This is a genomic window from Streptomyces yokosukanensis (assembly GCF_001514035.1).
Classification (GTDB): Bacteria; Actinomycetota; Actinomycetes; order Streptomycetales; family Streptomycetaceae; genus Streptomyces; species Streptomyces yokosukanensis.
Map to the genome: position 1 here is coordinate 61,957 of NZ_KQ948218.1, position 23,517 is coordinate 85,473.

The following is a 23,517-nucleotide window of genomic DNA, read 5'->3' on the forward strand; positions in this document are numbered from 1 at the left end:
GCAGAGGACAAAGCAGTGAGCATCCCTGCACAGAGCGACGGCGCCGAGGCCTCTTCGACGGACACCAAGGCCTCCGGTACGGCCACGCTCAGCAAGGACGCCGCACCCGGCGAGACCCTGCTGAAGGTGACCGGGCTGCAGAAGCACTTCCCGATCAAGAAGGGCCTGTTGCAGCGGCAGGTCGGCGCCGTGCGCGCGGTCGACGGGCTCGACTTCGAGGTCCGCTCCGGCGAAACCCTCGGCGTCGTGGGCGAGTCGGGCTGCGGCAAGTCGACGATGGGGCGGCTGATCACCCGGCTGCTCGAACCGACCGCGGGGAAGATCGAGTTCGAGGGCAAGGACATCACGCACCTCGGCGTGAGCGGCATGCGTCCCATGCGCCGCGATGTGCAGATGATCTTCCAGGACCCGTACTCGTCGCTGAACCCGCGGCACACCATCGGCACGATCGTCGGGGCTCCCTTCCGGCTCCAGGGCGTCGAGCCCGAGGGCGGCGTCAAGAAGGAGGTCCAGCGGCTGCTGTCGGTCGTCGGCCTCAACCCCGAGCACTACAACCGCTATCCGCACGAGTTCTCCGGCGGTCAGCGCCAGCGCATCGGCATCGCCCGCGCGCTCGCCCTGAAGCCGAAGCTGGTCGTCGCGGACGAGCCGGTCTCCGCGCTGGACGTGTCGATCCAGGCGCAGGTCGTGAACCTCATGGACGACCTCCAGGAGGAACTGGGCCTGACGTATGTGATCATCGCGCACGACCTCTCGGTCGTCCGGCACGTCTCGGACCGCATCGCGGTGATGTACCTCGGCAAGATCGTCGAACTGGCCGACCGCGACTCGCTGTACAGGGCGCCGATGCACCCGTACACCAAGGCGCTGATGTCGGCGGTGCCGATCCCGGACCCGAGGCGCAAGAGCGCCAAGAGCGAGCGGATCCTGCTCAAGGGCGACGTGCCGTCGCCGATCGCGCCGCCCTCGGGCTGCCGCTTCCACACCCGGTGCTGGAAGGCGACGGAGATCTGCCGGACCACCGAGCCCGTGCTGCTGGAGCTGCAGCCCGGTCAGCGGGTCGCCTGCCACCACCCGGAGAACTTCGAGGACCAGGCCCCGCAGGACACGGTCCTGCTGACCGCCGCGAAGGAGGCGGCGGAGCTGGTCGCGGACGAGGTTCTCGCCGAGTCGGCGGAGACGTCGGCGGCGGTGGCGGCGGAGCTGGCGGAAGAGACCGCGGAGGCGAGCGCCGAGGCGAGCGCGGCGGACACCCCGGCGGACACCGCCGAAGAGTCCGCGCGGGAGAACACCCCGGCCGAGGCCTCCGACGCCGGATCCGACTCCGAGGCGGGATCGGCCACCGGCTCCGAGACCGAGTCCCAGGAGTCAACCGACAAGTAGCACATGACAACTGGGCAAAGTCATGTACGCGCATGAACGGGAGAGCGCACAGTCGTCCGTGTCCGACCAGTGATCGGTACACGCTCGAAAGGGACGACTGATGGCACTCTCCCGTTCGGCACGTCTGGGGACCCTCGCGACCGCGGCGGTCTCCTTTCTCGTCATCGCCGCCGCGCCCGCTCCCACCCATGGCGCCCCCGGCATCGGTGACCCGTACTTCCCCGACCTCGGCAACGGCGGCTTCGACGCCCTCCACTACGACCTCTCCGTCGCCTACGCCCCGGACACCGGCCGTCTGGACGGCCGTACGACCCTCACCGCCCGCGCCACGCAGAACCTGTCGTCCTTCGACCTGGATCTGCAGCAGTTGGACGTCAGCGGTGTCGAAGTCGACGGCAGACGCGCCGAGTTCACGCGCACCGGGGACGAACTCGTCATCACCCCGCGCCACAGCCTCGCCCGGGGCCGGCACTTCCGGGTGACCGTCACCTACGGCGGCGTACCGCAGCCCCTCAGCGGGCCCATCGTGTTCGGCTCCAAGTACGGCTGGATGAAGACCGCCGACGGCGTCTTCGTCGCCTGTGAACCCAACGCCGCCTCCACCTGGTTCCCGTCCAGCGACCACCCCTCCGACAAGGCCACCTACGACATCCGGATCAAGGCGCCCGCGGGCCTGACCGGGGTCTCCAACGGCCGGCTCGTGTCGACGTACGACAAGGGCGGCTCGACGTACACCCACTGGCGCGAGTCGAAGCCCATGGCGACCTATCTCGCCACCGCCACCATCGGGAAGTTCGACGTGCGCACCGGGCGGACCCCGGGCGGCATCCCGATCTACGTGGCGATCGACCCCGTCCTGAAGAACAGCAACAAGGTCGATGTGTACGCCGTCACGGCCGCCGCGACCGACTACTGGTCGAAGGTCTTCGGGCCGTACCCGTTCGAGGAGACCGGCGCGATCGTGGACGACATGCCCGAGGCCGGGTTCTCGCTGGAGGTGCAGAGCAAACCCGCCTACTCGGCGGTGCGCAACGAGACCACGATCGTGCACGAGCTGGCGCACCAGTGGTTCGGCGACTCGGTGAGCGTGGCGCGGTGGAAGGACATCTGGCTCAACGAGGGCTTCGCCACGTACGCCCAGTGGCTGTGGGCGGAGCACCAGGGCGCCCGCTCGGCCCATGACTCCTTCCTCGCCGACTACAACTCCGTCCCCGCCACGTCCTCCTTCTGGAAGACCGAGGTGGCCGACCCGCAGCGCGACACGATGTTCGCCTCCGCCGTGTACGACCGGGGCGCGATGACGCTGCAGATGCTCCGGGAGCGGATCGGCGACAAGGCCTTCTTCACGCTGCTGCCCGCCTGGACGCGGCTCCACCGGTACGGCAACGCGGACACCGCCGACTTCATCCGCCTCGCCGAGCGCGTCAGTGGACAGCAACTGGGCGATCTCTTCGACACCTGGCTCTTCACCACAGGGAAACCTGCACTGTGAGCCTGGCTTTGTAAGGTTCCTGCCCTTCGGCAGGTGAGAATGTCGGGGTGCAGCTCCAGCAGATCTTCAGCCCCTCCGTCCAGCACACGCTCGATGTCATCGGCATCTTCGTGTTCGCGATCTCCGGCGCGCTGCTGGCCGTCCGGAAGAACTTCGACGTGTTCGGCATCGCCGTACTCGCCGAGGTGACCGCGCTGGGCGGAGGGCTGTTCCGCGACCTGGTCATCGGAGCCGTGCCCCCGGCCGCCTTCACCGACCTCGGGTACTTCGTGACCCCGCTGATCGCCGCGCTGGTCGTCTTCTTCCTGCATCCGCACGTGGAGCGCATCCAGGCGGCGGTGCTGGTCTTCGACGCGGCCGGCCTCGGCCTGTTCTGCGTCAGCGGTACGACGAAGGCGTACAGCTACGGCCTCAACCTGACCGCGTCGGCGACGCTCGGCCTCGCCACCGCGGTCGGCGGCGGTGTGCTCCGGGACGTACTCGCCAACGAGGTTCCCTCACTGCTGCGCTGGGACCGCGATCTGTACGCGGTCCCAGCGATCGTCGGCGCCACGATGGTGGTGCTGTGCCTGCGCTACGACGTCCTCACCCCGTTCACCAGCGCAGTCGCCGCCGTCACGGCTTTCGTGCTGCGCCTGCTCGCGATGCGGTTCCACTGGCGAGCTCCGCGCGCGTGGAACCGGCGTTCGACGGTGACCGAGGAGTAGTGCCGGTCGTCCCGGCGGCGTTCCCGGTGAGGGATCCCGGGGACCCGTTGAGCGACCGGTCCTGGCCCTTGGCGTGGTTCTGGCCCATCTGCAGGGTCAGCCAGCGGAACACCGCGTCGACCTGGGGCTTCCACAGCGCCATGTTGTGGCCGCCCGCGCTGCGCGGCAGGAACACCACGTGCACGGTCGTCGGCGCCTTGGCGATGGACTCCAGCGCCACGCCAGCCTGGTAGCCGTCGCCCGACTCGCCGGAGACGTAGAGCGCGATCCGCGGCGGCGCGGCCGCCTTCTTCAGCAGCAGGTAGGGGTTGTTCTCGTTGCGCAGGGCGGGGTTCTGCGCGGCGAGGGAGTTGCGCTCGCCGATCGGGTCGTTGTAACCGGACAGGCTGACCGCGGCGCGGTAGCGGTCCGGGTGCGCCACGGCCAGCTTGACCGCGCAGTGGGCGCCCGCCGAGTATCCGGCCACGGCCCAGCCCTGCGGCGCCGGCTGGGCGCGGAAGTTGTCCGTGACCATCTTCGGCACGTCGATGCTGAGCCAGGTGTCGGCGTTGACCTGACCGGGGATGTTCGCGCAGCCGGTGTCGACGCCGGCCAGCAGGTTGGTGCGCGGGGCGACGAGGATGAAGGGCGCCACCTGGCCGCTCTTCATCAGCGGCAGCAGCTGCTCGTGCGTCTTCATGGAGCCGAACCAGGCCTTGGCCGAGCCGGGGTAGCCCGGGAGCAGCTCCACCACCGGGAACTTCTTGTTGCGGTAGGCCGGGTCGTTGTACTGCGGCGGCAGCCAGACGTAGACCTCGGCGTTCACCCCGGAGACCCGGCCCTTGAGCTGGGTGACGCGGACTCCGCCGGCCTGACCCATGGCGGGCCCGGAGGCCGACGTGAAGTTCTGCTTGACCTTGGGCAACCGTTTCACCGCTATGCCACCGGTCCCGTCCCGGCCCAGGTCCTGGGCCTGCTGGACGTGGTTGCCGGTGCCGAGCAGGTCGGCCCAGTTGTCGTACAGGTTGTTCTGGTTGTTGACCAGAACGAAGATCAGTGTGACGGCGGTGCCCTGGGCGAACAGCAGCATGACCAGCCGGGCCGCGGCGCGCAGGGGCTTGGGCCCGCGCACTCGCGACCACAGCACGAGCGGCAGTATCAATGCGACCACGGCCAGCACGATGGTCGTGTAGAGGAACGGAGTCCCGGTGAGGCTCATGTCCCCATAGAGGGGAATCAGGGCTTCGAGGTTGTGGACGTGTCCGGACACTTACCGAGAAATTGCCGGAACCTCACTCGACCGAGGGATCCAAGCCTACTCCTTCACCCGCGCACCACACAAAGCTACCGCTTAGTAGTTTCCTGTTGTACCGTTCATCCATGCCAGAAGCAGCTTCCGCACCCTCCTCCTCGCGGGCCGTGATCGGCGACAGCGAGTTCGACCGCGACACCGCGGTCACCCGGCGCGAGCCCGGCGTCTACGACATCGACCTGTCCGCCGGCTGGACCATCTTCGGTGCCGTCAACGGCGGCTTTCTGCTGGCCGTCCTCGGCCGGGCCCTCGCGGACGCCCTCCCGCACCCGGACCCCTTCGCCGTCTCCGCGCACTATCTGACCGCCTCCCGGCCCGGCCCGGCCCTCGTGCGCACCGAGGTGGTCCGCACCGGCCGCACCCTCTCCACCGGACAGGCCTCGCTCTTCCAGTACGACGACGAGGGCAACAAGGTCGAACGCATCCGCGTCCTCGCCTCCTACGGCGACCTCGCGGACCTCCCCGACGACGTCCGTACGACGGCGACACCCCCCGCGATCCCGCCGCTGGAGCAGTGCTTCGGCGCGGACGACGCACCTGCTCCGGTGCCGGGCGGCTCTGCCATCGCCGACCGGCTGATGCTCAAGCTCGACCCGTCGACCCTCGGCTGGGCGCTCGGCGCGCCCTCCGGCAAGGGGGAGATGCGCGCCTGGTTCGGTCTGGCCGACGGCCGCGACGCGGACCCCTTCTCGCTGCTGCTGGCGGTGGACGCGCTGCCGCCCACCGCCTTCGAGATCGGCATCGCGGGCTGGGTCCCCACGGTGGAACTCACCGTCCATGTCCGCCGCCGCCCCGCCCCCGGCCCGCTGCGCGTGTCCATCACCACCCGCAATCTGGCCGGCGGCTTCCTGGAGGAGGACGCCGAGGTCTGGGACGCCGAGGACCGCCTGGTCGCCCAGTCCCGCCAACTGGCCCGCGCCCGCCTCGCCTGAACGAGACCCCGGGGCACGGTGGGTGCGCCCCTGGGGTCCGGTCCACGAGGCGCGCCCGCCTCGTCCTCGCCGCGGGTCGGGAGCCGAGCTGCCGGAGTCCTTCCGGCCTGCCCACCGGCGCCGCCGGGTGCCGCCGTCCGGGCGGTACGCCGTCCGTGCGGGGCGGTTCAGTCCAGCCAGTGGCGGCGGCCGACGGTGATGAGGCGCAGCTGGCGGGCGGCGAGCTGGGTGACGCGTTCCCGCTGCTCCGCCGGGGCCTCCAGGGCCTCCAGGAAGAGGGAGGCGGTGATGAGCATCTGGTCGACGTAGAGGTGCGCGAGCATCAGCAGATCGTCGTCGTTCCAGCCCGCCGCCTCGGAGTCCTTGGCCAGCTCGGCCTTCACCTCCTCGGCGAACCGGACCAGTTGGGCCCGGATGGCCTCCCGCACCGGCTGCACCCCGCCGTGCCGCTCCCGGGCGATGAACCGGACGTGCGCGGGGTGCGTGTCCACGTGCCGGGCGATCAACTCGATGGCGCGCGCGATGCGTTCCTCGCTGCCGCCCGCCGTGGACACCGTCGTCCGCACCATCGGATGCAGACTGCCCAGCGCCTCGTCGACCAGCGCGACGCCGAGATCGGCGGTCGAGCGGAAGTGCCGGTAGAAGGCGGTCGGGGCGACGCCAACGGCCCGGGTGACCTCGCGCAGACCCAGGCTGCTCAGGCTCTGCTCCTCCAGCAGCGCGAGCGCGGCGTCGAGGAACGCCTGCCGGGTCTTCTGCTTCTGCGCCTGCCGGATGCCGAGGGTGTGACTCATGTCATCCAGTTAACAACTGTTCTCCGGAATTAGAAAGCCGTGCGGCGCGCTAGAGTAGAAGTCAGTGAACAACTGTTACTACAACTGTTCACCGAAACTTCACACCGGCCTGAAATACGAGGCATCCCGGAGGGGGGATCTGATCCCATGCTGTTTCTCGTCGCCGCGCTCATGCTGCTCGGTGTCGTGCTGGGCACCGTGGCCCACATGCCGCTGACCGCCACCGCTGTCGTCGCCGCCGTCATCGCCGTCTGGCTCGGCGTCTTCGCGATCCGCGAGCGCCACGGCCGCCGGCGCCGCACGCCGGCCAACTGACCGTCCGTCACGTCCTTCAGGAGCTGAGCACCATGCAACTCACCGCACCGGTCACGACAGGCGACGAGTCCCGTCCGGCCGCGCGTGACGCCGACGGCATGGCCGTGGCGTCCTTCATCCTCGGCCTTCTCGGCCTGCTCGTCCTCAACATCTTCCTCGGCCCGATCGCCATCGTCCTCGCCGCGGTCTCCCTCTGGCGCGGCACCGCCCGCCGCGGCCGGGCTCTGCTGGGGCTCACCCTGGGCATCGCCGACCTGGCCGTCCTCGGGATCGCCATGGAGCTGTCCCACACACTGTCCTGGAGTCTGTGACCAGGAGAGCCGAACACCGGCCGACGGCCCGGCCCCCGAGGACGACGGGGCATCCGGCCGCCGTGCACGCCCGGGCACTGCGCCGCCGAGCCCGGGTGCGACCCCGGCAAGGCGCATCCGCCGCCCAGGCCGACTGCAGGGGCCCCGTAGAATCGGGCTCACCATGGCTTACCTCGACCACGCCGCGACAACCCCGATGCTCCCGGAAGCGGCAGAGGCTCTGACCGCCCAGTTGAGCATCACGGGCAACGCCTCCTCCCTCCACGCATCCGGCCGCCAGGCACGCCGCACGGTGGAGGAATCCCGCGAGAGCCTCGCGGAAGCGCTCGGCGCCCGCCCCAGCGAGGTCGTGTTCACTTCGGGCGGCACCGAGGCCGACAACCTCGCCGTCAAGGGCCTGTACTGGTCCCGCCGCGACGCCGACCCGGCCCGCACGCGCGTCCTCGCCAGCCCCGTCGAGCACCACGCCGTCCTGGACGCGGTCCACTGGCTCGGTGAACACGAGGGCGCCACGGTCGAGTACCTCCCGGTCGACTCCTACGGCCGGGTCCACCCGGGCGCCCTGCGCGAGGCCATCGCCCGCAACCCCGACGACGTCGCCCTGGTCACCGTGATGTGGGCCAACAACGAGATCGGCACGATCCTGCCGGTCCGTGAACTCGTCGACGTGGCGGCCGAGTTCGGCATCCCGATGCACGCGGACGCGGTCCAGGCCTTCGGTCAGGTCCCGCTCGACTTCGCCGCCTCCGGCCTCGCCGCGATGACCGTCTCCGGGCACAAGATCGGCGGCCCGTACGGCATCGGTGCGCTGCTGCTCGGCCGCGACCACACCCCCGTACCCGTGCTGCACGGCGGCGGCCAGGAGCGGCATGTCCGCTCCGGCACCCTCGACGTCCCCGCCATCGCGTCCTTCGCCGTCGCCGGCCGGCTGGCCACCGAGCGGCGCGAGTGGTTCGCCCGCGAGATCGGCGCCCTGCGCGACCGGTTGATCGAGGCCGTCCGCGGTGCCGTCCCGGACGTCGTCCTCGGCGGCGACCCGGCGCCCGAGGGCCGGCTGCCGGCCAACGCGCACTTCACCTTCCCCGGCTGTGAGGGCGACTCCCTGCTGCTCCTGCTGGACGCCCAGGGCATCGAGTGCTCGACCGGTTCCGCCTGCACCGCGGGCGTCGCCCAGCCCAGCCATGTTCTGCTGGCCACCGGCACGGACCCGGATCTGGCCCGCGGCACCCTGCGCTTCTCGCTCGGCCACACCTCCACGGAGGCGGACGTGGCGGCCGTCGCCAGGGCGATCGGTCCGGCGGTGGAGCGGGCGCGGGCGGCCGGACTCAGCTGAGGCGAGAGCGGGGGCGGGCGGCACGGCCCGAAAAAGGGGACGGCCCGGGCGCGCGGCCCGGGCACAGAGGCGACCTACGAGGCGGGTTCCCTTCGCCGGTATTGTCCGGATCAGGTAGTTGGGGGTCGCCTTCCGGTCCAGTCCTTGCGACCTTCCAGCCTCTCAGCCCGAGCGTCGACGTCGGCACCAGCGGAGACGATGTACCTCTCGTTGAAGAGAACAGGTATCTCTCGCTGAAGTCGGCTACTCCGCTTGGACTCCCTCACTCGTCCCGTAGGTCTGTTCTCAGCATAGGTCCACCCATACCAGACAAAAAGGGCCTAGCTCTTGATTTTTTGCAGATACCGCTCCCAGTCCCAGTGCGGCCCCGGATCGGTGTGGTCCGTACCCGGCACCTCCACGTGCCCGATGATGTGCTCACGGTCCACGGGGATGCCGTAGCGCCCGCATATCGCTGCCGTCAGCCGAGCCGAGGACGAGTACATGGCATCCGTGAAGGAGGAGGCGTCGTCCACGAAACCCTCGTGCTCGATGCCGACGCTGCGTTCGTTGTACGCCCGCTCGCCCGCGTGGAAGGCCACGTCCAGCTCCCGTATCAGCTGGGTGATCCGGCCGTCCTTGCGCACGATGTAGTGAGCCGCCGCCCCGTGCGCGGGGTCCTGGAAGACCTTCACCGCGCTCGCGTAGCTGCCCTGTGTGACATGGACGACTACCCGGTCGACCGGGTAGTCGTCCGGCCGGTCCGCCCGGCGGTAGTTGGCCGAGGAGGCCGCCACCCAGCGTGCGCCACGGAAGTCCACGGCCCCCGCCACCCGGGGCCTCTCCACTCCGGGCAGCCGCCACCACAGGTGCCTCAGCTCCTCGCGGGCCAGCGCGGCCGTGCCCACGGCGGCCGCCGTGCCGCCGACGAACAGGGCCCGCCGCCCCAGCCGCCGATCCGTGTCGCTCATGCCCGCCCCCGCCCGTGCCCCCGCCCTTGTGATCGTGAACGGACGACCGGCGGCCCGGGTTCCCGCGGCCCCTTACCCTGGAAGGGCTATGACTGAGACCCCGCAGCGCCCCCTCCGCGTCCTCGCCGCCATGTCCGGTGGAGTCGACTCCGCCGTCGCCGCCGCGCGTGCCGCGGAAGCCGGCCACGACGTCACCGGCGTCCACCTCGCGCTCTCCGCGAACCCGCAGTCCTTCCGGACCGGCGCGCGGGGCTGTTGCACCATCGAGGACTCCCGCGACGCCCGCCGCGCGGCCGACGTCATCGGCATCCCGTTCTACGTCTGGGACCTCGCCGACCGCTTCCGCGAGGACGTCGTCGAGGACTTCGTCGCCGAGTACGAGGCCGGCCGCACCCCCAACCCGTGCCTGCGCTGCAACGAGAAGATCAAGTTCGCCGCCCTGCTCGACAAGGCGCTGGCCCTCGGCTTCGACGCGGTCTGCACCGGCCACTACGCGCAGGTGATCGTGCGCGAGGACGGCTCCCGCGAGCTGCACCGCGCCTCCGACATGGCGAAGGACCAGTCGTACGTGCTCGGCGTCCTGGACGACAGGCAGCTCGCCCACGCCATGTTCCCGCTCGGCGACACGGTCACCACCAAGGAGGAGATCCGCGCCGAGGCCGAGCGCCGGGACCTGGCGGTCGCCAAGAAGCCCGACTCGCACGACATCTGCTTCATCGCCGACGGCGACACCCAGGGCTTCCTGGCCCAGCGGCTCGGCAAGGCCGAGGGCGACATCGTGGACGAGTCCGGCGCCCGGCTCGGCACGCACGAGGGCGCGTACGGCTTCACCATCGGCCAGCGCAAGGGCCTGCGCATCGGCACCCCGGCCCCCGACGGCAAGCCCCGCTACGTCCTCGACATCTCCCCGGTCACCAACACGGTCACCGTCGGCCCCGCCGCGTCCCTGGACGTCACCGCCCTCACCGCGGTCAAGCCCCGCTGGTGCGGCACCGCCCCCGTCGGCCCCGGCACGTACACCGCCCAGCTGCGCGCCCACGGCGGCGAGAGCGAGGTCACCGCGGAACCGGTCGGCGGCGAGCTGCGCGTGACCTTCACCGAGCCGGTCCGTGGCGTGGCCCCCGGCCAGGCGATCGTCCTGTACGACGGCACGCGCGTGGTGGGCTCGGCGACGATCGCGACGACCACGCGCGCGCCGGTCGCGGCGGTGTAGCGGCCGCTCACGCCGCGACGAACTCCGCCAGCACCGGCCCCAGGACCTGCGGTTCCACCATGTGGGTCTGCCCCTCCAGGACCCGGTACGTGCCCTGCGGCACGCTCTCGGCGACCGCGCGGGAGGCGTCGCGCATCCACCCCGGGCTCGCCCCGCCCGCCACCGACAGCACCGGTACGGAGATCGCCGCGAGCCGCTCGCGCGGGAGCAGGCCGTCGCCCATGACCGTGTCGTCGTGGGCGAGGCTGGGCGCGACGGCCTCCATCCCGGCCCACATCGGCGACTGCCGGGCGCCCTGGATCATCTCCTCGCCGAGGCCGGTGAGCCGCAGGAACAGCTCCACCGCGTCCCCGCGCCGGCCGTCCGCGAGCGCCTCGCGCAGGCTCGACTTGTACGCGGCCTCCTGCTCGGCGCCGCCCTCCAGCGTGTCGGCGTACGGCACCTCGTACACGGCCGCCCGGGGGATCGGCAGCCCGCTCGCCGCCGCCCGGAGCACCAGCGCGCCGCCCGAGGAGACCCCGAACAGCACGGCGTCACCGCCCACGACGTCGATCAGCGCGGCCAGGTCCTCGATCTCGCGCTCGACCGCGTACGGCGCCGTGTCACCGCTCGCGCCACGGCCTCGGCGGTCGTAGACGACGGCCGTGCAGCGGTCCGCGAGCTGCTGCGCCAGGGGCGCGAGGGTGCCCCCGGTGGACATCGCCCCGCTCACCAGGATCACCGTCGGCCCCCGGCCGGTCACGCCGTAGGCGAGGCGGGTGCCGTCGTGCGAAGTCGTCTTCTTGTCCATGCCGGTGCAGACTGCCGTACCGGCATGGACTCATCGCTCACGACACGTCGACGTCGTAGAAGCAGAAGTGATCCTTGATCTCCGTGACGTCCGGCTTCGGCTCCGGGTACGCCCACACCAGGTCGGGCGCGTCGGGCAGCGACCAGTAGGACGCCGTGCCCTTGAAGGGGCACACGGTGTGTGTGCCGGAGGGGGTCAGCAGGTCGAGGCGTACGTCCTCGGCGGGGATGTAGTACCGCACCGGACTGCCCGTCTCGCGCAGCACCAGCGGTCGGTCGGTCTCCGCGAGCACCTGGTCGCCGTGCACCACGCGCACGTGCTGCTCGCTCTTGTCGATGGTGATCGTGTGTCCTTGGCCCATACCTGGACAGCACCGGTGGACCCGCGCTTCTTCCCGCATACGGCGGGAGCCGTACGGTGGGAGCCATGAACATCTGCGTCTTCCTGTCCGCCGCCGACCTCGACGAGCGATACACGCGCCCCGCGCGCGAGTTCGCGGAACTGATCGGCAAGGCCGGTCACACCCTGGTGTGGGGCGGTTCCGACGTCGGTCTGATGAAGGTCGTCGCCGACGGGGTGCAGGAGACGGGCGGCCGACTGCTGGGCGTCTCCGTGGAGTTCCTCGCGGGCAAGACGCGGCCCGGCGCCGACGAGATGGTCATCGCCGCCGACCTCGCCGAACGCAAGAAGCTGCTGCTGGAGAAGGCGGACGCCGTGGTGATCATGGTGGGCGGCACCGGCACGCTGGACGAGGCCACCGAGATCCTGGAACTGAAGAAGCACGGCCGCACCGAGAAGCCGGTCGTCCTGCTGAACACCGCGGGCTTCTACGACGGCCTCAAGCAGCAGTTCCGCCGCATGGAGGACGAGGGCTTCCTGCCCCGCCCGCTGGCCGAGCTGGTGTTCTTCGCCGAGGAGCCGGTGGCCGCGCTGGCCTACCTCGAGGAGTCCTCGTCCGGCCGCTGATGCGAGCATGGCGCACATGGCTACTCATGTGATCACCGGTGCCGGTTCCGGCATCGGCGCGGCCGTCGCCCGCCGTCTGCACGCGCGCGGGGACGAACTCGTCCTGCACGCGCGCGACGCGGGCCGCGCGAAGGAACTGGCGGCCGAGTTCCCCGGCGCCCGGACGCTGGTGGGCGACCTGGCCGACCCGGACAAGCTGTCCTGGGCGTTCTCCCACCAGACGCTCCCGGACCGCGTGGACTCCTTGCTGCACATCGCGGGCGTCGTCGACCTCGGCGAGGTCGGCGACCTGACGCCCAAGTCCTGGCGCCACCAGCTCAACGTCAACCTGATCGCCCCCGCCGAGCTGACCCGGCACTTCCTGCCCCAGCTCCGCGCGGCCCGCGGCCATGTGATCTTCGTCAACTCCGGCTCCGGTCTCAACGCCCACGCCGGCTGGTCCGCGTACGCCGCCTCCAAGCACGGCCTGAAGGCCCTCGCCGACTCCCTGCGGCAGGAGGAGCACGCGAACGGCGTCCGGGTCACCTCGGTCTACCCCGGCCGCACGGCCAGCCCCATGCAGGCCAAGGTCCACCAGCAGGAGGGCAAGGAGTACGACGCCGGGAAGTGGATCGACCCCGAGTCGGTCGCCACGACGATCCTCATGGCGCTGGACCTCCCGGGGGACGCGGAGGTCAACGACCTCACGGTGCGCCCGGGTCGGTGACCCGGCACGTGGTGCCGGGATGTCGGCATACCCTGCCGGGGTGAGTGAGAACAGCCAGTTCAGGTTCCCGGGGGCCACCGGGGTCGGGTCCATGCCGGGCGGCGACGCACGGGAGGCGGTCAAGACCGTCACCGGAAGCTTCGAGGACTTCCCCTTCCTGCCCGAGCTGCCCGCGCGCGGCCCCGGCGCCGACATGATCGGCCGCAGTGCCGGAATGCTCGTCGAGCTGTACGCGCGCGTGGAGCCCAGCGGCTGGCGCATCGGGGACCGGCCGGGCCGGGACACCAAGCGGGCCCGCTCCTGGCTCGGGGAGGACCTGGACGCCCTGGAGGAGTTCACACAGGGGTACGAGGGCGATCTGAAGGTGCAGGCGGTCGGGCCGTGGACGCTGGCCGCCGCGCTGGAGCTGAGGAACGGCGAGTCCGCCCTGTCCGACCTCGGCGCCTGCCGCGATCTCGCCGCCTCGCTCGCCGAGGGACTGCGGCTCCATCTCGACGAGGTCCGGCGCCGAGTCCCCGGGGCCCGGCTCGTCCTCCAGCTCGACGAGCCCTCCCTCACCGCCGTACTGCGCGGCCAGGTGCGTACCGCCAGCGGCTACCGCACGCACCGCGCCGCGGACCGGCAGTTCGTGGAGGCCACCTTGCGGGAAGTGATCGCGGCCCACGGCGGCGGGCCCGTCGTCGTGCACTCCTGCGCCCCCGACGTGCCGTTCGCGCTGCTGCGCCGGGCCGGTGCGGCCGGTGTCTCCTTCGACTTCGCGCTCCTCACCGAACGTGACGACGACACGATCGGCGAGGCCGTCGAAGGCGGTACGCGGCTGTTCGCCGGTGTCGTGCCGGGCACGGACGGCCCATTGTCAGACCCTGCCGGTAGCGTCATGGGTGTCAGGACGCTGTGGCGCAGGCTGGGGCTGCATCCGGGGTTGCTCACCCAGGCGGTCACTCTCACCCCGGCGTGCGGTCTGGCGGGCGCTTCCCCCGCCTATGCACGCCAGGCGCTCGCCCACTGCGTCCGGGCGGCGAGATCCCTCGCGGACAACCCAGAGTAACGGGAGGACAACACGGTGGCCGGCGACAAGCAGCAGGCGGAGACGGCAGTGCCCGCCGAGGCACGTGAGAAGCACGCGCAGCTCGCTGAGCAGATCGAGGAGCACCGCTTCCGGTACTACGTGAAGGACGCTCCCGTCATCAGCGACGCCGAGTTCGACAGGCTCCTGAAGACTCTGGAGGCCCTGGAGGAGCGGTATCCGGAGCTGCGCACCCCGGACTCGCCGACCCAGAAGGTCGCGGGGTCGTACGCGACGGAGTTCACCGCCGTCGAGCACCGCCAGCGCATGCTGTCGCTCGACAACACCTTCAACGACGAGGAGCTGGCCGCCTGGGCCGAGCGCATCGCGCGCGAACTCGGCGACCAGGAATACCACTTCCTGTGCGAGCTGAAGGTCGACGGCCTCGCCGTCAACCTCACCTACGAGCACGGCCGGCTCACGCGCGCGGCGACCCGCGGCGACGGCCGCACCGGCGAGGACATCACGCCCAACGTCCGTACGATCGCGGAGATCCCGGACCGCCTGAAGGGCGAGGACGTCCCGGACCTCGTGGAGATCCGCGGCGAGGTCTACTTCCCGATGGAGAAGTTCCTCGAACTGAACGAACGCCTGGTCGCCGCCGGTGACAAGCCGTTCGCCAACCCCCGCAACGCCGCCGCCGGTTCGCTGCGCCAGAAGGACCCGCGCGTCACCGCCACCCGCCCGCTGCACATGGTCGTCCACGGCATCGGCGCCCTGGAGGGCTTCACGGGCATGACCCGTCTCTCCCAGGCCTACGACCTGTTGAAGACCTGGGGCCTGCCCACCTCCTCGCACAACCGCGTGGTCGACGACCTCGACGGCGTACGGCAGTTCATCGCCTACTACGACGGCGAGATGCGCCACTCCGTGGAGCACGAGATCGACGGCGCGGTCATCAAGCTGGACGAGATCCGGCTCCAGGGCCGCCTCGGCTCCACCGCGCGTGCGCCCCGCTGGGCGATCGCGTACAAGTACGCGCCGGAGGAGGTCAACACCAAGCTCGTCGACATCAAGGTGGGTGTCGGCCGCACCGGTCGTGTCACGCCGTACGCCCAGGTCGAGCCGGTCACGGTCGCGGGCAGCGAGGTGGAGTTCGCCACCCTGCACAACCAGGAGGTCGTCAAGGCCAAGGGCGTCCTCATCGGGGACACGGTCGTCATCCGCAAGGCCGGCGACGTCATCCCGGAGATCCTCGGCCCGGTGGTCGACCTGCGCGACGGCAGCGAGCGGGAGTTCGTGATGCCGGGCGAGTGCCCCGAGTGCGGCACACCGCTGCGGCCCATGAAGGAGGGCGACATCGACCTCCGCTGCCCCAACGCCCGCACCTGCCCGGCCCAGTTGCGCGAGCGCGTGTCCTACCTCGCGGGCCGCGAGTGCCTGGACATCGAGCACTTCGGCGCGGTGGCCGCCGCCGCGCTCACCCGCCCGCTGGAGCCGGCCGATCCGCCGCTGGTGGACGAGGGCGATCTGTTCGACCTGACGGTGGAGAAGCTGCTGCCCATCAAGGCCTATGTCCTCGACTCCGACAGCGGGCTGCCCAAGCGGGACCCGAAGACGGGCGAGGAGAAGGTCGTCACGGTCTTCGCCAACCAGAAGGGCGAGCCGAAGAAGAACACCCTCGCCCTGCTGGAGAACATCGAGGCGGCCAAGCAGCGCCCGCTGGCCCGGTTCCTGAACGGCCTGTCGATCCGGCACGTCGGACCGGTGGCCGCGCAGGCCCTCGCCCGCGAGTTCCGCTCCGTCGAGCGCATCGAACAGGCCACCGAGGCGGAGCTGGCGGCCACCGACGGCGTCGGCCCGATCATCGCCGCCGCGCTCAAGGAGTGGTTCGCCGAGGACTGGCACCGCGAGATCGTCCGCAAGTGGAAGGCCGCCGGTGTCCCGCTGGAGGACGAGTCGACCGGCGAGGACGAGGGCCCGCGCCCGCTGGAGGGCCTCACGGTCGTCGTCACCGGCACGCTGGAGCACTTCACCCGGGACGGCGCCAAGGAGGCCCTGCAGAGCCGAGGCGCGAAGGTGACCGGATCGGTGTCGAAGAAGACCTCGTTCGTCGTTGTGGGTGACAACCCTGGATCGAAGTACGACAAGGCCGTGCAGGCGAAGGTTCCGGTTCTGAACGAGGACGGTTTCACCGTCCTCCTGGAGCAGGGCCCCGAAGCGGCGGCCGAAGTCGCGCTTCCGACCGAGGAGTAGCGGTTGAAGGCCACCCGTTCGGCGCATATCAGTTGCATACGGGTGGCCCGGGCTCATTCGGGCAACCGTCGACGACCGGTGCCCGTGGAAGCCTTCCGCGGCCTACTGTTGAGACGTGCACCTGCCGTGCCCCGCTGCGGTTGGGGGCATCCCCGCGCGCTCCCATGGCGCGGGGAGGGTTTCTTCAACGCGGAGCTGCTGATGGGTGTCGGACATCGGGCCGCGTGGCGTGGGCACCGCCGGCTGTGAGAGGGACGGGAATGGAACCGACCGAGAGCGTCGCCCCGGACTCACGGCCACGCCTGCGCCGTGGCGCGGTCATCTGGCGGGGCACCCGGTGGACGGGACGGGGCCATGGCCGCACGGGCGGTCGTGCCCGCGCGGCCGGACCGGGCACCGCCGCCGACGCCCACCCGCCGATACCCCTGGCCATCGAGCCGGCCCCCGGCCTGTCCGACGCCGACTCCGAACGGCATCTGTCCTGGCCCGCGCTGCCCGCCGGCGTCGTGGCCGCCGCCGCGTTCGTCCTCGGCGCCGGCTTCTACCGCGGCTTCAGCGGCCATCACGCCCTCTTCCCGAGCGGCACCGTCGGCTGGTCGCTGGCCCTGCTCACCGGCGTCATCGTCGGCCACCTCGTGATGCTGGGCCGCGCCCGCTGGTGGGGCGGCACCGGCTCCGGCGCCGCCCTCACCCTCGCCGTCCTGCTGCTCTACGGCTGGGTGCCCGCCGGCATGGTCAGCCTCACCGTCGTCGTCCTGGTCGGAATCGCCCGGCGCCACCGCTGGCGGCAGGGTGTGCTGCAGGGCGCGGTGGACATCCTCGGCATCGGCGCCGGAGCGCTGCTGCTCGGCGCGTTCGGGCGCGTCCCGAGCGTCGAGTCGCCCTGGCGGACGCAGAGCTGGAGCATCGCCACCGCACCCGAGGTCGTCCTCACCGCCGTCGCCTACCTCGCGGTCAGCCGCGGCCTGCAGTGGTACCTGTACGCCCCGCGCGGCGGCAAAGTGCCCACCGTGGCCCGTACCGCCCTGGTGAGACAGGGCCTGGTCGCCGTCGCCCTGCTCGGCATCGCACCGCTGCTGTGCGTCGTCGCCGACGCCCAGCCGATCCTGCTCCCGCTGTTCGCCATCCCCCTCGTCGCCCTCGACTCCACCCTGTGGATGGCCCGCGCGCGTGCCGAGGAGCAACTGCGCGACCCGCTGACCGGGCTGCCCAACCGGCAGTGGCTGCTGGAGCGGATCTGGACGGCTCTCGACGACGCCGAACGCATCGGCGCCCGCTCCGCCCTCATGCTGATCGACCTCGACCGGTTCCGGTCGGTGAACGACACCCTCGGTCATCTCGCCGGTGACCGGCTGCTGCTCCAGATCGCCGACCGGCTGCGGCTCGCCCTGCCGCGCGGAGCGGAGGCCGCCCGGCTCGGCGGTGACGAGTTCGCGGTCTTACTGCCCGTCGCCGACTCCACCACGTCGGCGACGCGTATCGCCCGCGGCCTGGTCACCGCCCTCAGCTCCCCCCTGGACCTGGACGGACTCACCCTCGTCCTGGAAGCCAGCGCGGGCGTCGCCGTCTTCCCCGACCACGCGCTGGACGCCGAAGGGCTGCTGCGGCGCGCCGATGTGGCGATGTACCAGGCGAAAAGGGACCGTACGGGCGTGGAGGTGTACGAGTCCAAGCGGGACTCCAACACCCCGGACCGGCTCGGCCTGCTGGGCGATCTGCGCCGTGCGCTGGACGCGCACGAGGTGCAGCTGCACTACCAGCCCAAGGTTCAGTTCGACGGACAGGTCGCGGGCCTGGAGGCGCTGGTGCGCTGGGTGCATCCCGAGCGAGGGAAGGTTCCGCCGGACGAGTTCATCGCGATCGCCGAGTCCTCCGGGCTGATGCCCCATCTGACCGAGTACGTCCTCGAGACCGCGCTCGCCCAGGTCGCCAGGTGGCGCGCGCAGGGGCTGCGGGTGCCGGTGGCGGTCAATGTCTCGCCGCGCGATGTGCACACGCCCGGTTTCGCCGGGTCGGTGGCCGCGCGGCTGGCCCGGCACGGGGTCCCCGCGGGCGCCCTGCAGCTGGAGATCACCGAGCATGTGCTGCTGGAGGACCCGCAGCGGGCCGCCGACACCCTCGCCGGGCTCACCGGGCACGGCGTGAAGATGTCCCTGGACGACTTCGGCACCGGGTACTCGTCGCTGGTGCACCTGCGGCGGCTGCCGGTGAGCGAGCTGAAGATCGACCGGTCGTTCGTGGCACGGCTGGCCGTGGACAACGAGGACGCGGAGATCGTCCGCTGCACGGTCGATCTGGCCCACTCGCTGGGGTTGCTGGTCGTCGCCGAGGGCGTCGAGGACGACGAGACCTGGGAGCGGCTGCGGGACCTGGGCTGCGACGCCGTACAGGGCTGGCTGGTCGCCGCGGCGATGCCGCCCGAGGAGACGACGGCGTGGCTGCGGGCGCGGGGGTCCCGGGGGTGGCAGCGGCCGCGGGCGGCTCTGCCGGCCGCGGAGTAGCCACCGGCGCCGGTGTTTCCTCCGCCGCGAGGTCGGCGCTGCGTGAAAGAGGTCGGCGCAGAGTGAAAGCGGTCGATTTCGGGATCCACTTCGCCGCCGCGGTCGTTGTACCGGTCGCTGGACGCCCCGCCACCGAACGACTCACCGCCGGATCACTCTCTGGGGGAGCCTCATGTCGCTGTTCGTACCCGACTTCGACGAGTCCGTGATCGTCCGCGCCGCCGAGGCCGAGGTCGTCGGCCGCGCACCCGTCACCGTCCGCCTGCTGGCCGACAGCAGTGACACCGGCGGCGCCCTGTCCACCCAGCGCGTCACCCTCGCGCAGGGCGCCGACGGCGCCAAGCCGCACTGGCACGACGACTCCGCCGAGATGTTCTTCCTGCTCGACGGCGCCGCCGACATCCTCTCCGGCGACGACGTCGTCACCGCGGGCCCCGGCGACCTCGTCGTCGTGCCGCCCGGCAAGCCGCACGCCTTCGCGGCCGTACCGGGAGCCGACGCCGATCTGCTCATCGTGATCACGCCCGGCGTCGAACGCTTCGAGTACTTCCGCCACCTCCAGCGCGTCCGCCTCGGCGAGTCCACCCCGGAGAGCCTGCTGGAGGTGCAGGAGCTGTACGACAACCACTTCCTGCGGAGCGACGCCTGGGACGGCCGGCGCCGGTGAGGACGCGGGACGCGGAAACAGGTGCCCGGGAAACCGTTTCACGGGCACCCGGCCCCGCCCCATAGGATTGGCCCCAAACCACACACACTCACCCCAGAGGATCGCTGCATGCCTGGCATCACGCGCGAGGAGGTCGCCCACCTCGCCCGGCTGGCGCGTCTGGAGCTGAAACCCGAAGAACTCGACCACTTCGCGGGCCAGCTCGACGACATCATCGGCGCGGTCGCCCGCGTCAGCGAGGTCGCCGACCAAGACGTACCGCCGACCTCGCACCCGCTGCCGCTGACGAACGTCATGCGCGCGGACGAGGTCCGTCCCTCGCTCACCCCCGAGCAGGCGCTCTCCGGCGCCCCGGCCCAGGAGCAGCAGCGTTTCAAGGTGCCGCAGATCCTGGGAGAGGAGTGACCGACATGACGGACAGCAACATCATCAAGCTCACGGCCGCGCAGATCGCCGAGAAGATCGCCTCCGGCGAGCTGACGGCCGTCGAGGTCACCGAGGCCCACCTCGCCCGGATCGACGCCGTCGACGAGAAGGTGCACGCCTTCCTGCACGTCGACCGCGAGGGCGCGCTCGCCCAGGCCCGTGCCGTGGACGAGAAGCGGGCCCGCGGCGAGAAGCTCGGCCCGCTGGCCGGCGTCCCGCTCGCGCTCAAGGACATCTTCACCACCGAGGGCGTGCCGACCACCGTCGGCTCGAAGATCCTCGAGGGCTGGATCCCGCCGTACGACGCGACGCTCACCAAGCGGCTCAAGGCCGCCGACGTCGTCATCCTCGGCAAGACCAACATGGACGAGTTCGCCATGGGGTCCTCCACCGAGAACAGCGCCTACGGCCCGACCGGCAACCCCTGGGACCTCACCAAGATCCCCGGTGGCTCCGGCGGTGGCTCCTCGGCGGCGCTGGCCGCCTTCCAGGCGCCGCTCGCCATCGGCACCGACACCGGCGGCTCCATCCGCCAGCCTGCCTCCGTCACCGGCACGGTCGGTGTGAAGCCGACGTACGGCGCGGTCTCCCGCTTCGGCATGGTCGCCTTCTCGTCCTCCCTTGACCAGGGCGGTCCCTGCGCCCGCACGGTCCTGGACGCCGCCCTGCTGCACGAGGTGATCGCCGGGCACGACCCGCTCGACTCCACCTCCATCGACGCCCCGGTCCCGGCGGTCGTCGAGGCCGCCCGCAACGGCTCCGTCGCCGGCATGCGCGTCGGCGTCGTCAAGCAGTTCCGCGGCGAGGGCTACCAGGCCGGTGTCATCCAGCGCTTCGACGAGTCCGTCGAGCTGCTGAAGGGGCTGGGCGCCGAGATCGTCGAGTTGGACTGCCCGTCCTTCGACCTCGCCCTGTCGGCGTACTACCTGATCGCGCCCTCCGAGTGCTCCTCCAACCTCGCCCGCTTCGACGGCCTGCGCTACGGCCTGCGCACCGGCGACGACGGCGGCCACTCGGCGGAGGAGGTCACCTCCCTCACCCGTGAGGCGGGCTTCGGCCCGGAGGTCAAGCGCCGGATCATGCTCGGCACGTACGCGCTGTCGAGCGGCTACTACGACGCCTACTACGGCTCCGCCCAGAAGGTCCGCACGCTCATCACGCGGGACTTCGAGAAGGCCTTCGAGCAGGTCGACGTGATCGTCTCCCCGACGACCCCGACCACCGCCTTCGCGATCGGCGAGCGCGCCGACGACCCGATGGCGATGTACCTCGCGGACCTGTGCACCATCCCGACCAACCTGGCGGGCAATGCGGCCATGTCCCTGCCCTGCGGTCTCGCCCCGGAGGACAACCTCCCGGTGGGCCTGCAGATCATCGCCCCGGCGATGCAGGACGACCGCCTGTACAAGGTGGGCGCCGCCGTCGAGGCCGCCTTCGTGGAAAAGTGGGGGCACCCGCTGCTGGAGGAGGCTCCGTCGCTGTGAGCAACGCACTGTCGAAGGCCAAGGGCTTCAAGAAGTCGAAGTCCGGCACGTACCTGTCCATGGGCACGACCGCGTTCGGCGCGATCGGTGTCGCCAAGCAGATCAAGAAGGCTCGCGCCGAGCACGACACGCTGCGGCTGATCGACGCCACGGTGTCCGCCGTGGCGATCGTGACCGGCCTCGCGATCCTCTACCGCGAGCTGAGGCGGCTGGGCGACGACGACGTCCTGCTGGGCTGAGAGGGAAGTTTTCACCGTGACCACCACGACCGACCTGGTGTCGTACGAGGACGCGCTGGCGTCGTACGACCCCGTCATGGGCCTTGAGGTCCATGTCGAACTCGGCACCAAGACCAAGATGTTCTGCGGGTGCTCGACCGAGCTGGGCGCCGACCCCAACTCGCAGACCTGCCCGACCTGCCTCGGCCTGCCCGGCGCCCTCCCCGTCGTCAACGCGACCGGCGTCGAGTCCGCGATCAAGATCGGTCTCGCGCTGAACTGCGAGATCGCCGAGTGGTGCCGCTTCGCCCGGAAGAACTACTTCTATCCGGACATGCCGAAGAACTTCCAGACCTCCCAGTACGACGAGCCGATCGCCTTCAACGGCTACCTCGACGTCCAGCTGGAGGACGGCGAGACCTTCCGCGTGGAGATCGAGCGCGCCCACATGGAGGAGGACACCGGCAAGTCGACGCACGTCGGCGGCGCCACCGGCCGTATCCACGGCGCGTCCCACTCCCTGCTGGACTACAACCGCGCGGGCATCCCGCTCATCGAGATCGTCACCAAGCCGATCGTCGGCGCCGGCGAGCGCGCCCCCGAGGTGGCGAAGGCGTACGTCCGTGAGCTGCGCGAGGTCATCCGTGCCCTCGGCGTGTCCGAGGCCCGCATGGAGATGGGCCAGATGCGCTGTGACGTGAACCTGTCGCTGATGCCCAAGGGCAGCGAGAAGTTCGGCACGCGCAGCGAGACGAAGAACGTCAACTCGCTGCGCTCGGTGGAGCGTTCGGCCCGCTTCGAGATCATGCGGCACGCGGCCGTGCTCTCCTCCGGCGGCACGATCATCCAGGAGACCCGGCACTTCCACGAGGACACGGGGTCCACGACCTCGGGCCGCGTGAAGGAGGAGGCCGAGGACTACCGGTACTTCCCGGAGCCCGACCTCGTGCCGGTCGCCCCGTCGCGCGAGTGGGTCGAGGAGATCCGCGCCGCGCTGCCGGAGATGCCGCTGGCCCGCCGTACCCGGCTGCTCGCCGAGTGGGGCATCTCCGCCACCGACATGCAGGCGATCCTCAACGCCGGTGCGCTGGACCCGATCGTCGCCACGATCGAGGCCGGCGCCGACGCGGCCTCCGCCCGCAAGTGGTGGATGGGCGAACTGGCGCGCAGCGCCAACGAGTCGGGCAAGGCGCTGGACGAGCTGGCCATCACGCCGGAGCAGGTCGCGCGCCTGACCGAGCTGGTGTCGTCGGGCGATCTGAACGACAAGCTGGCCCGTCAGGTCATCGAGGGCGTCCTCGCGGGCGAGGGCACCCCGGACGAGGTCGTCGACAAGCGCGGCCTGAAGGTCGTCTCGGACGACTCGGCGCTCGGTACGGCCGTCGACGAGGCCATCGCCGGCAACCCGGGCATCGCCGACAAGATCCGCGGTGGCAAGGTGGCCGCGGCCGGCGCCCTGGTCGGAGCGGTCATGAAGGCGACCCGCGGCCAGGCCGACGCCGCCCGCGTCAAGGAACTGATCCTGGAGAAGCTGGGCGTGAGCGAGGGCTGAGCCCGAACGCACGCACCGTACGGCCCCGGAAGGCATGCCCTCCGGGGCCGTACCGCTTTCCTGTGACGTCCCTCCCAGTCCTGTGAATAACCCCACGATCACGGCAAACGATCACTTTCGCCTGCAAGAGTGTCCTGCGATTGCTCATACGTTCTTTGCGGGCTTTTCAGTTCATGGACGACGAATCCCGGTCAAAGATCCACGAATCTTCTTCTGGGAGCACG

23 protein-coding genes are annotated in these 23,517 nt (G+C 70.9%); 18 read left to right on the forward strand and 5 right to left on the reverse strand.

The features are described 5' to 3' along the window. The first annotated feature begins 15 nt into the window (after window positions 1-15). The 3 genes from AQI95_RS29465 (at window position 16) to AQI95_RS29475 (ending at window position 3,582) form a co-directional block, all read left to right on the forward strand. Window positions 16-1,383 (forward strand): ABC transporter ATP-binding protein, encoded by a 1,368-nt coding sequence (locus AQI95_RS29465; RefSeq protein WP_067130487.1) that lies wholly within the window; start codon window positions 16-18, stop codon window positions 1,381-1,383. 100 nt (window positions 1,384-1,483) lie between these two features. Beyond that, window positions 1,484-2,875 carry a M1 family metallopeptidase gene (locus AQI95_RS29470; protein ID WP_067130489.1) on the forward strand — a complete coding sequence of 464 codons (1,392 nt, stop codon included), beginning with the start codon at window positions 1,484-1,486 and terminating at the stop codon, window positions 2,873-2,875. A gap of 47 nt (window positions 2,876-2,922) precedes the next feature. Continuing rightward, window positions 2,923-3,582, forward strand: a complete 660-nt coding sequence (locus tag AQI95_RS29475; protein ID WP_067130492.1) for a trimeric intracellular cation channel family protein — start codon at window positions 2,923-2,925, stop codon at window positions 3,580-3,582. Here the strand turns inward: AQI95_RS29475 and AQI95_RS29480 are convergent. Beyond that, the gene (locus tag AQI95_RS29480) at window positions 3,491-4,780 is read right to left on the reverse strand and encodes an alpha/beta hydrolase (protein ID WP_067131033.1); all 1,290 of its coding nucleotides are present in this window, start codon (window positions 4,778-4,780) and stop codon (window positions 3,491-3,493) included. The genes AQI95_RS29475 and AQI95_RS29480 overlap by 92 nt on opposite strands. Before the next feature lie 161 nt (window positions 4,781-4,941). On the opposite strand from AQI95_RS29480, the gene AQI95_RS29485 reads away from it, so the two are divergent. Next, the gene (locus AQI95_RS29485) at window positions 4,942-5,805 is read left to right on the forward strand and encodes a thioesterase family protein (RefSeq protein ID WP_067130495.1); all 864 of its coding nucleotides are present in this window, start codon (window positions 4,942-4,944) and stop codon (window positions 5,803-5,805) included. 167 nt (window positions 5,806-5,972) lie between these two features. On the opposite strand, the gene AQI95_RS29490 is transcribed toward AQI95_RS29485, so the two are convergent. Continuing rightward, the gene (locus AQI95_RS29490; protein ID WP_067130498.1) at window positions 5,973-6,599 is read right to left on the reverse strand and encodes a TetR family transcriptional regulator; all 627 of its coding nucleotides are present in this window, start codon (window positions 6,597-6,599) and stop codon (window positions 5,973-5,975) included. 147 nt (window positions 6,600-6,746) lie between these two features. Between AQI95_RS29490 and AQI95_RS48085 the strand changes: the two genes are divergently transcribed. From AQI95_RS48085 to AQI95_RS29500, 3 genes are all read left to right on the forward strand, one after another. Beyond that, window positions 6,747-6,914 (forward strand): hypothetical protein, encoded by a 168-nt coding sequence (locus AQI95_RS48085; protein ID WP_167361974.1) that lies wholly within the window; start codon window positions 6,747-6,749, stop codon window positions 6,912-6,914. 32 nt (window positions 6,915-6,946) lie between these two features. Further along, window positions 6,947-7,225 (forward strand): DUF4190 domain-containing protein, encoded by a 279-nt coding sequence (locus tag AQI95_RS29495; RefSeq protein ID WP_067130501.1) that lies wholly within the window; start codon window positions 6,947-6,949, stop codon window positions 7,223-7,225. A gap of 163 nt (window positions 7,226-7,388) precedes the next feature. Then, complete coding sequence (locus AQI95_RS29500; protein WP_067130504.1) at window positions 7,389-8,558, forward strand: cysteine desulfurase family protein; 1,170 nt, start codon at window positions 7,389-7,391, stop codon at window positions 8,556-8,558. Window positions 8,559-8,878: 320 nt separating this feature from the next. Here AQI95_RS29500 and AQI95_RS29505 read toward each other — a convergent pair whose 3' ends face one another. Next, window positions 8,879-9,508: an N-acetylmuramoyl-L-alanine amidase gene (locus AQI95_RS29505; protein ID WP_067130507.1), complete on the reverse strand. Its 630-nt coding sequence runs from the start codon at window positions 9,506-9,508 to the stop codon at window positions 8,879-8,881. A gap of 88 nt (window positions 9,509-9,596) precedes the next feature. Here AQI95_RS29505 and mnmA point away from each other — a divergent pair, with 88 nt between their 5' ends. Then, the gene (mnmA, locus tag AQI95_RS29510) at window positions 9,597-10,721 is read left to right on the forward strand and encodes a tRNA 2-thiouridine(34) synthase MnmA (protein ID WP_067130510.1); all 1,125 of its coding nucleotides are present in this window, start codon (window positions 9,597-9,599) and stop codon (window positions 10,719-10,721) included. A gap of 7 nt (window positions 10,722-10,728) precedes the next feature. Here mnmA and AQI95_RS29515 read toward each other — a convergent pair whose 3' ends face one another. Both AQI95_RS29515 and AQI95_RS29520 read right to left on the reverse strand, forming a co-directional pair. Continuing rightward, on the reverse strand, window positions 10,729-11,511 hold the full coding sequence (locus AQI95_RS29515) for an alpha/beta fold hydrolase (protein ID WP_067130513.1): 783 nt from the start codon (window positions 11,509-11,511) through the stop codon (window positions 10,729-10,731). A 37-nt stretch (window positions 11,512-11,548) separates the two neighbouring features. Further along, window positions 11,549-11,872, reverse strand: a complete 324-nt coding sequence (locus tag AQI95_RS29520) for a DUF427 domain-containing protein (protein ID WP_067130516.1) — start codon at window positions 11,870-11,872, stop codon at window positions 11,549-11,551. Between the two features lie 65 nt (window positions 11,873-11,937). Here AQI95_RS29520 and AQI95_RS29525 point away from each other — a divergent pair, with 65 nt between their 5' ends. The 10 genes from AQI95_RS29525 (at window position 11,938) to gatB (ending at window position 23,293) form a co-directional block, all read left to right on the forward strand. After that, window positions 11,938-12,477: an LOG family protein gene (locus tag AQI95_RS29525; RefSeq protein ID WP_067130519.1), complete on the forward strand. Its 540-nt coding sequence runs from the start codon at window positions 11,938-11,940 to the stop codon at window positions 12,475-12,477. 16 nt (window positions 12,478-12,493) lie between these two features. After that, window positions 12,494-13,183, forward strand: a complete 690-nt coding sequence (locus AQI95_RS29530) for an SDR family oxidoreductase (RefSeq protein WP_208614292.1) — start codon at window positions 12,494-12,496, stop codon at window positions 13,181-13,183. 40 nt (window positions 13,184-13,223) lie between these two features. Further along, entirely contained in the window at window positions 13,224-14,231 is a 1,008-nt protein-coding gene (locus AQI95_RS29535; protein WP_079071541.1) for a methionine synthase, read from the forward strand. Between the two features lie 15 nt (window positions 14,232-14,246). Further along, on the forward strand, window positions 14,247-16,445 hold the full coding sequence (gene ligA / locus AQI95_RS29540) for an NAD-dependent DNA ligase LigA (RefSeq protein ID WP_067130524.1): 2,199 nt from the start codon (window positions 14,247-14,249) through the stop codon (window positions 16,443-16,445). A gap of 260 nt (window positions 16,446-16,705) precedes the next feature. Continuing rightward, entirely contained in the window at window positions 16,706-18,946 is a 2,241-nt protein-coding gene (locus AQI95_RS29545) for a putative bifunctional diguanylate cyclase/phosphodiesterase (RefSeq protein ID WP_067130527.1), read from the forward strand. A 172-nt stretch (window positions 18,947-19,118) separates the two neighbouring features. Continuing rightward, a complete protein-coding gene (locus AQI95_RS29550; RefSeq protein ID WP_067130530.1) occupies window positions 19,119-19,613 on the forward strand; it encodes a cupin domain-containing protein in 495 nt (164 codons plus the stop codon). A gap of 108 nt (window positions 19,614-19,721) precedes the next feature. After that, entirely contained in the window at window positions 19,722-20,018 is a 297-nt protein-coding gene (gene gatC, locus AQI95_RS29555; RefSeq protein ID WP_006130840.1) for an Asp-tRNA(Asn)/Glu-tRNA(Gln) amidotransferase subunit GatC, read from the forward strand. Between the two features lie 5 nt (window positions 20,019-20,023). Next, window positions 20,024-21,523, forward strand: a complete 1,500-nt coding sequence (gene gatA, locus AQI95_RS29560) for an Asp-tRNA(Asn)/Glu-tRNA(Gln) amidotransferase subunit GatA (RefSeq protein ID WP_067130533.1) — start codon at window positions 20,024-20,026, stop codon at window positions 21,521-21,523. Then, the gene (locus tag AQI95_RS29565) at window positions 21,520-21,762 is read left to right on the forward strand and encodes a hypothetical protein (RefSeq protein WP_067130535.1); all 243 of its coding nucleotides are present in this window, start codon (window positions 21,520-21,522) and stop codon (window positions 21,760-21,762) included. The genes gatA and AQI95_RS29565 overlap by 4 nt, the downstream gene beginning before the upstream one ends. A 16-nt stretch (window positions 21,763-21,778) precedes the next feature. Beyond that, window positions 21,779-23,293 (forward strand): Asp-tRNA(Asn)/Glu-tRNA(Gln) amidotransferase subunit GatB, encoded by a 1,515-nt coding sequence (gene gatB / locus AQI95_RS29570; protein ID WP_067130538.1) that lies wholly within the window; start codon window positions 21,779-21,781, stop codon window positions 23,291-23,293. Window positions 23,294-23,517: the final 224 nt, after the last annotated feature.

Coding starts and splice junctions, on each gene's coding strand:
- AQI95_RS29495 (WP_067130501.1), top strand. CDS start 6,947: ATGCAACTCACCGCACCGGTCACGACAGGCGACGAGTCCCGTCCGGCC.
- AQI95_RS29500 (WP_067130504.1), top strand. CDS start 7,389: ATGGCTTACCTCGACCACGCCGCGACAACCCCGATGCTCCCGGAAGCG.
- AQI95_RS29485 (WP_067130495.1), top strand. CDS start 4,942: ATGCCAGAAGCAGCTTCCGCACCCTCCTCCTCGCGGGCCGTGATCGGC.
- AQI95_RS29550 (WP_067130530.1), top strand. CDS start 19,119: ATGTCGCTGTTCGTACCCGACTTCGACGAGTCCGTGATCGTCCGCGCC.
- AQI95_RS29520 (WP_067130516.1), bottom strand. CDS start 11,872: ATGGGCCAAGGACACACGATCACCATCGACAAGAGCGAGCAGCACGTG.
- AQI95_RS29525 (WP_067130519.1), top strand. CDS start 11,938: ATGAACATCTGCGTCTTCCTGTCCGCCGCCGACCTCGACGAGCGATAC.
- AQI95_RS29505 (WP_067130507.1), bottom strand. CDS start 9,508: ATGAGCGACACGGATCGGCGGCTGGGGCGGCGGGCCCTGTTCGTCGGC.
- AQI95_RS29515 (WP_067130513.1), bottom strand. CDS start 11,511: ATGGACAAGAAGACGACTTCGCACGACGGCACCCGCCTCGCCTACGGC.
- AQI95_RS29490 (WP_067130498.1), bottom strand. CDS start 6,599: ATGAGTCACACCCTCGGCATCCGGCAGGCGCAGAAGCAGAAGACCCGG.
- AQI95_RS29480 (WP_067131033.1), bottom strand. CDS start 4,780: ATGAGCCTCACCGGGACTCCGTTCCTCTACACGACCATCGTGCTGGCC.
- AQI95_RS29470 (WP_067130489.1), top strand. CDS start 1,484: ATGGCACTCTCCCGTTCGGCACGTCTGGGGACCCTCGCGACCGCGGCG.
- gatC (WP_006130840.1), top strand. CDS start 19,722: ATGCCTGGCATCACGCGCGAGGAGGTCGCCCACCTCGCCCGGCTGGCG.
- gatA (WP_067130533.1), top strand. CDS start 20,024: ATGACGGACAGCAACATCATCAAGCTCACGGCCGCGCAGATCGCCGAG.
- AQI95_RS48085 (WP_167361974.1), top strand. CDS start 6,747: ATGCTGTTTCTCGTCGCCGCGCTCATGCTGCTCGGTGTCGTGCTGGGC.
- mnmA (WP_067130510.1), top strand. CDS start 9,597: ATGACTGAGACCCCGCAGCGCCCCCTCCGCGTCCTCGCCGCCATGTCC.
- AQI95_RS29545 (WP_067130527.1), top strand. CDS start 16,706: ATGGAACCGACCGAGAGCGTCGCCCCGGACTCACGGCCACGCCTGCGC.
- AQI95_RS29530 (WP_208614292.1), top strand. CDS start 12,494: ATGGCTACTCATGTGATCACCGGTGCCGGTTCCGGCATCGGCGCGGCC.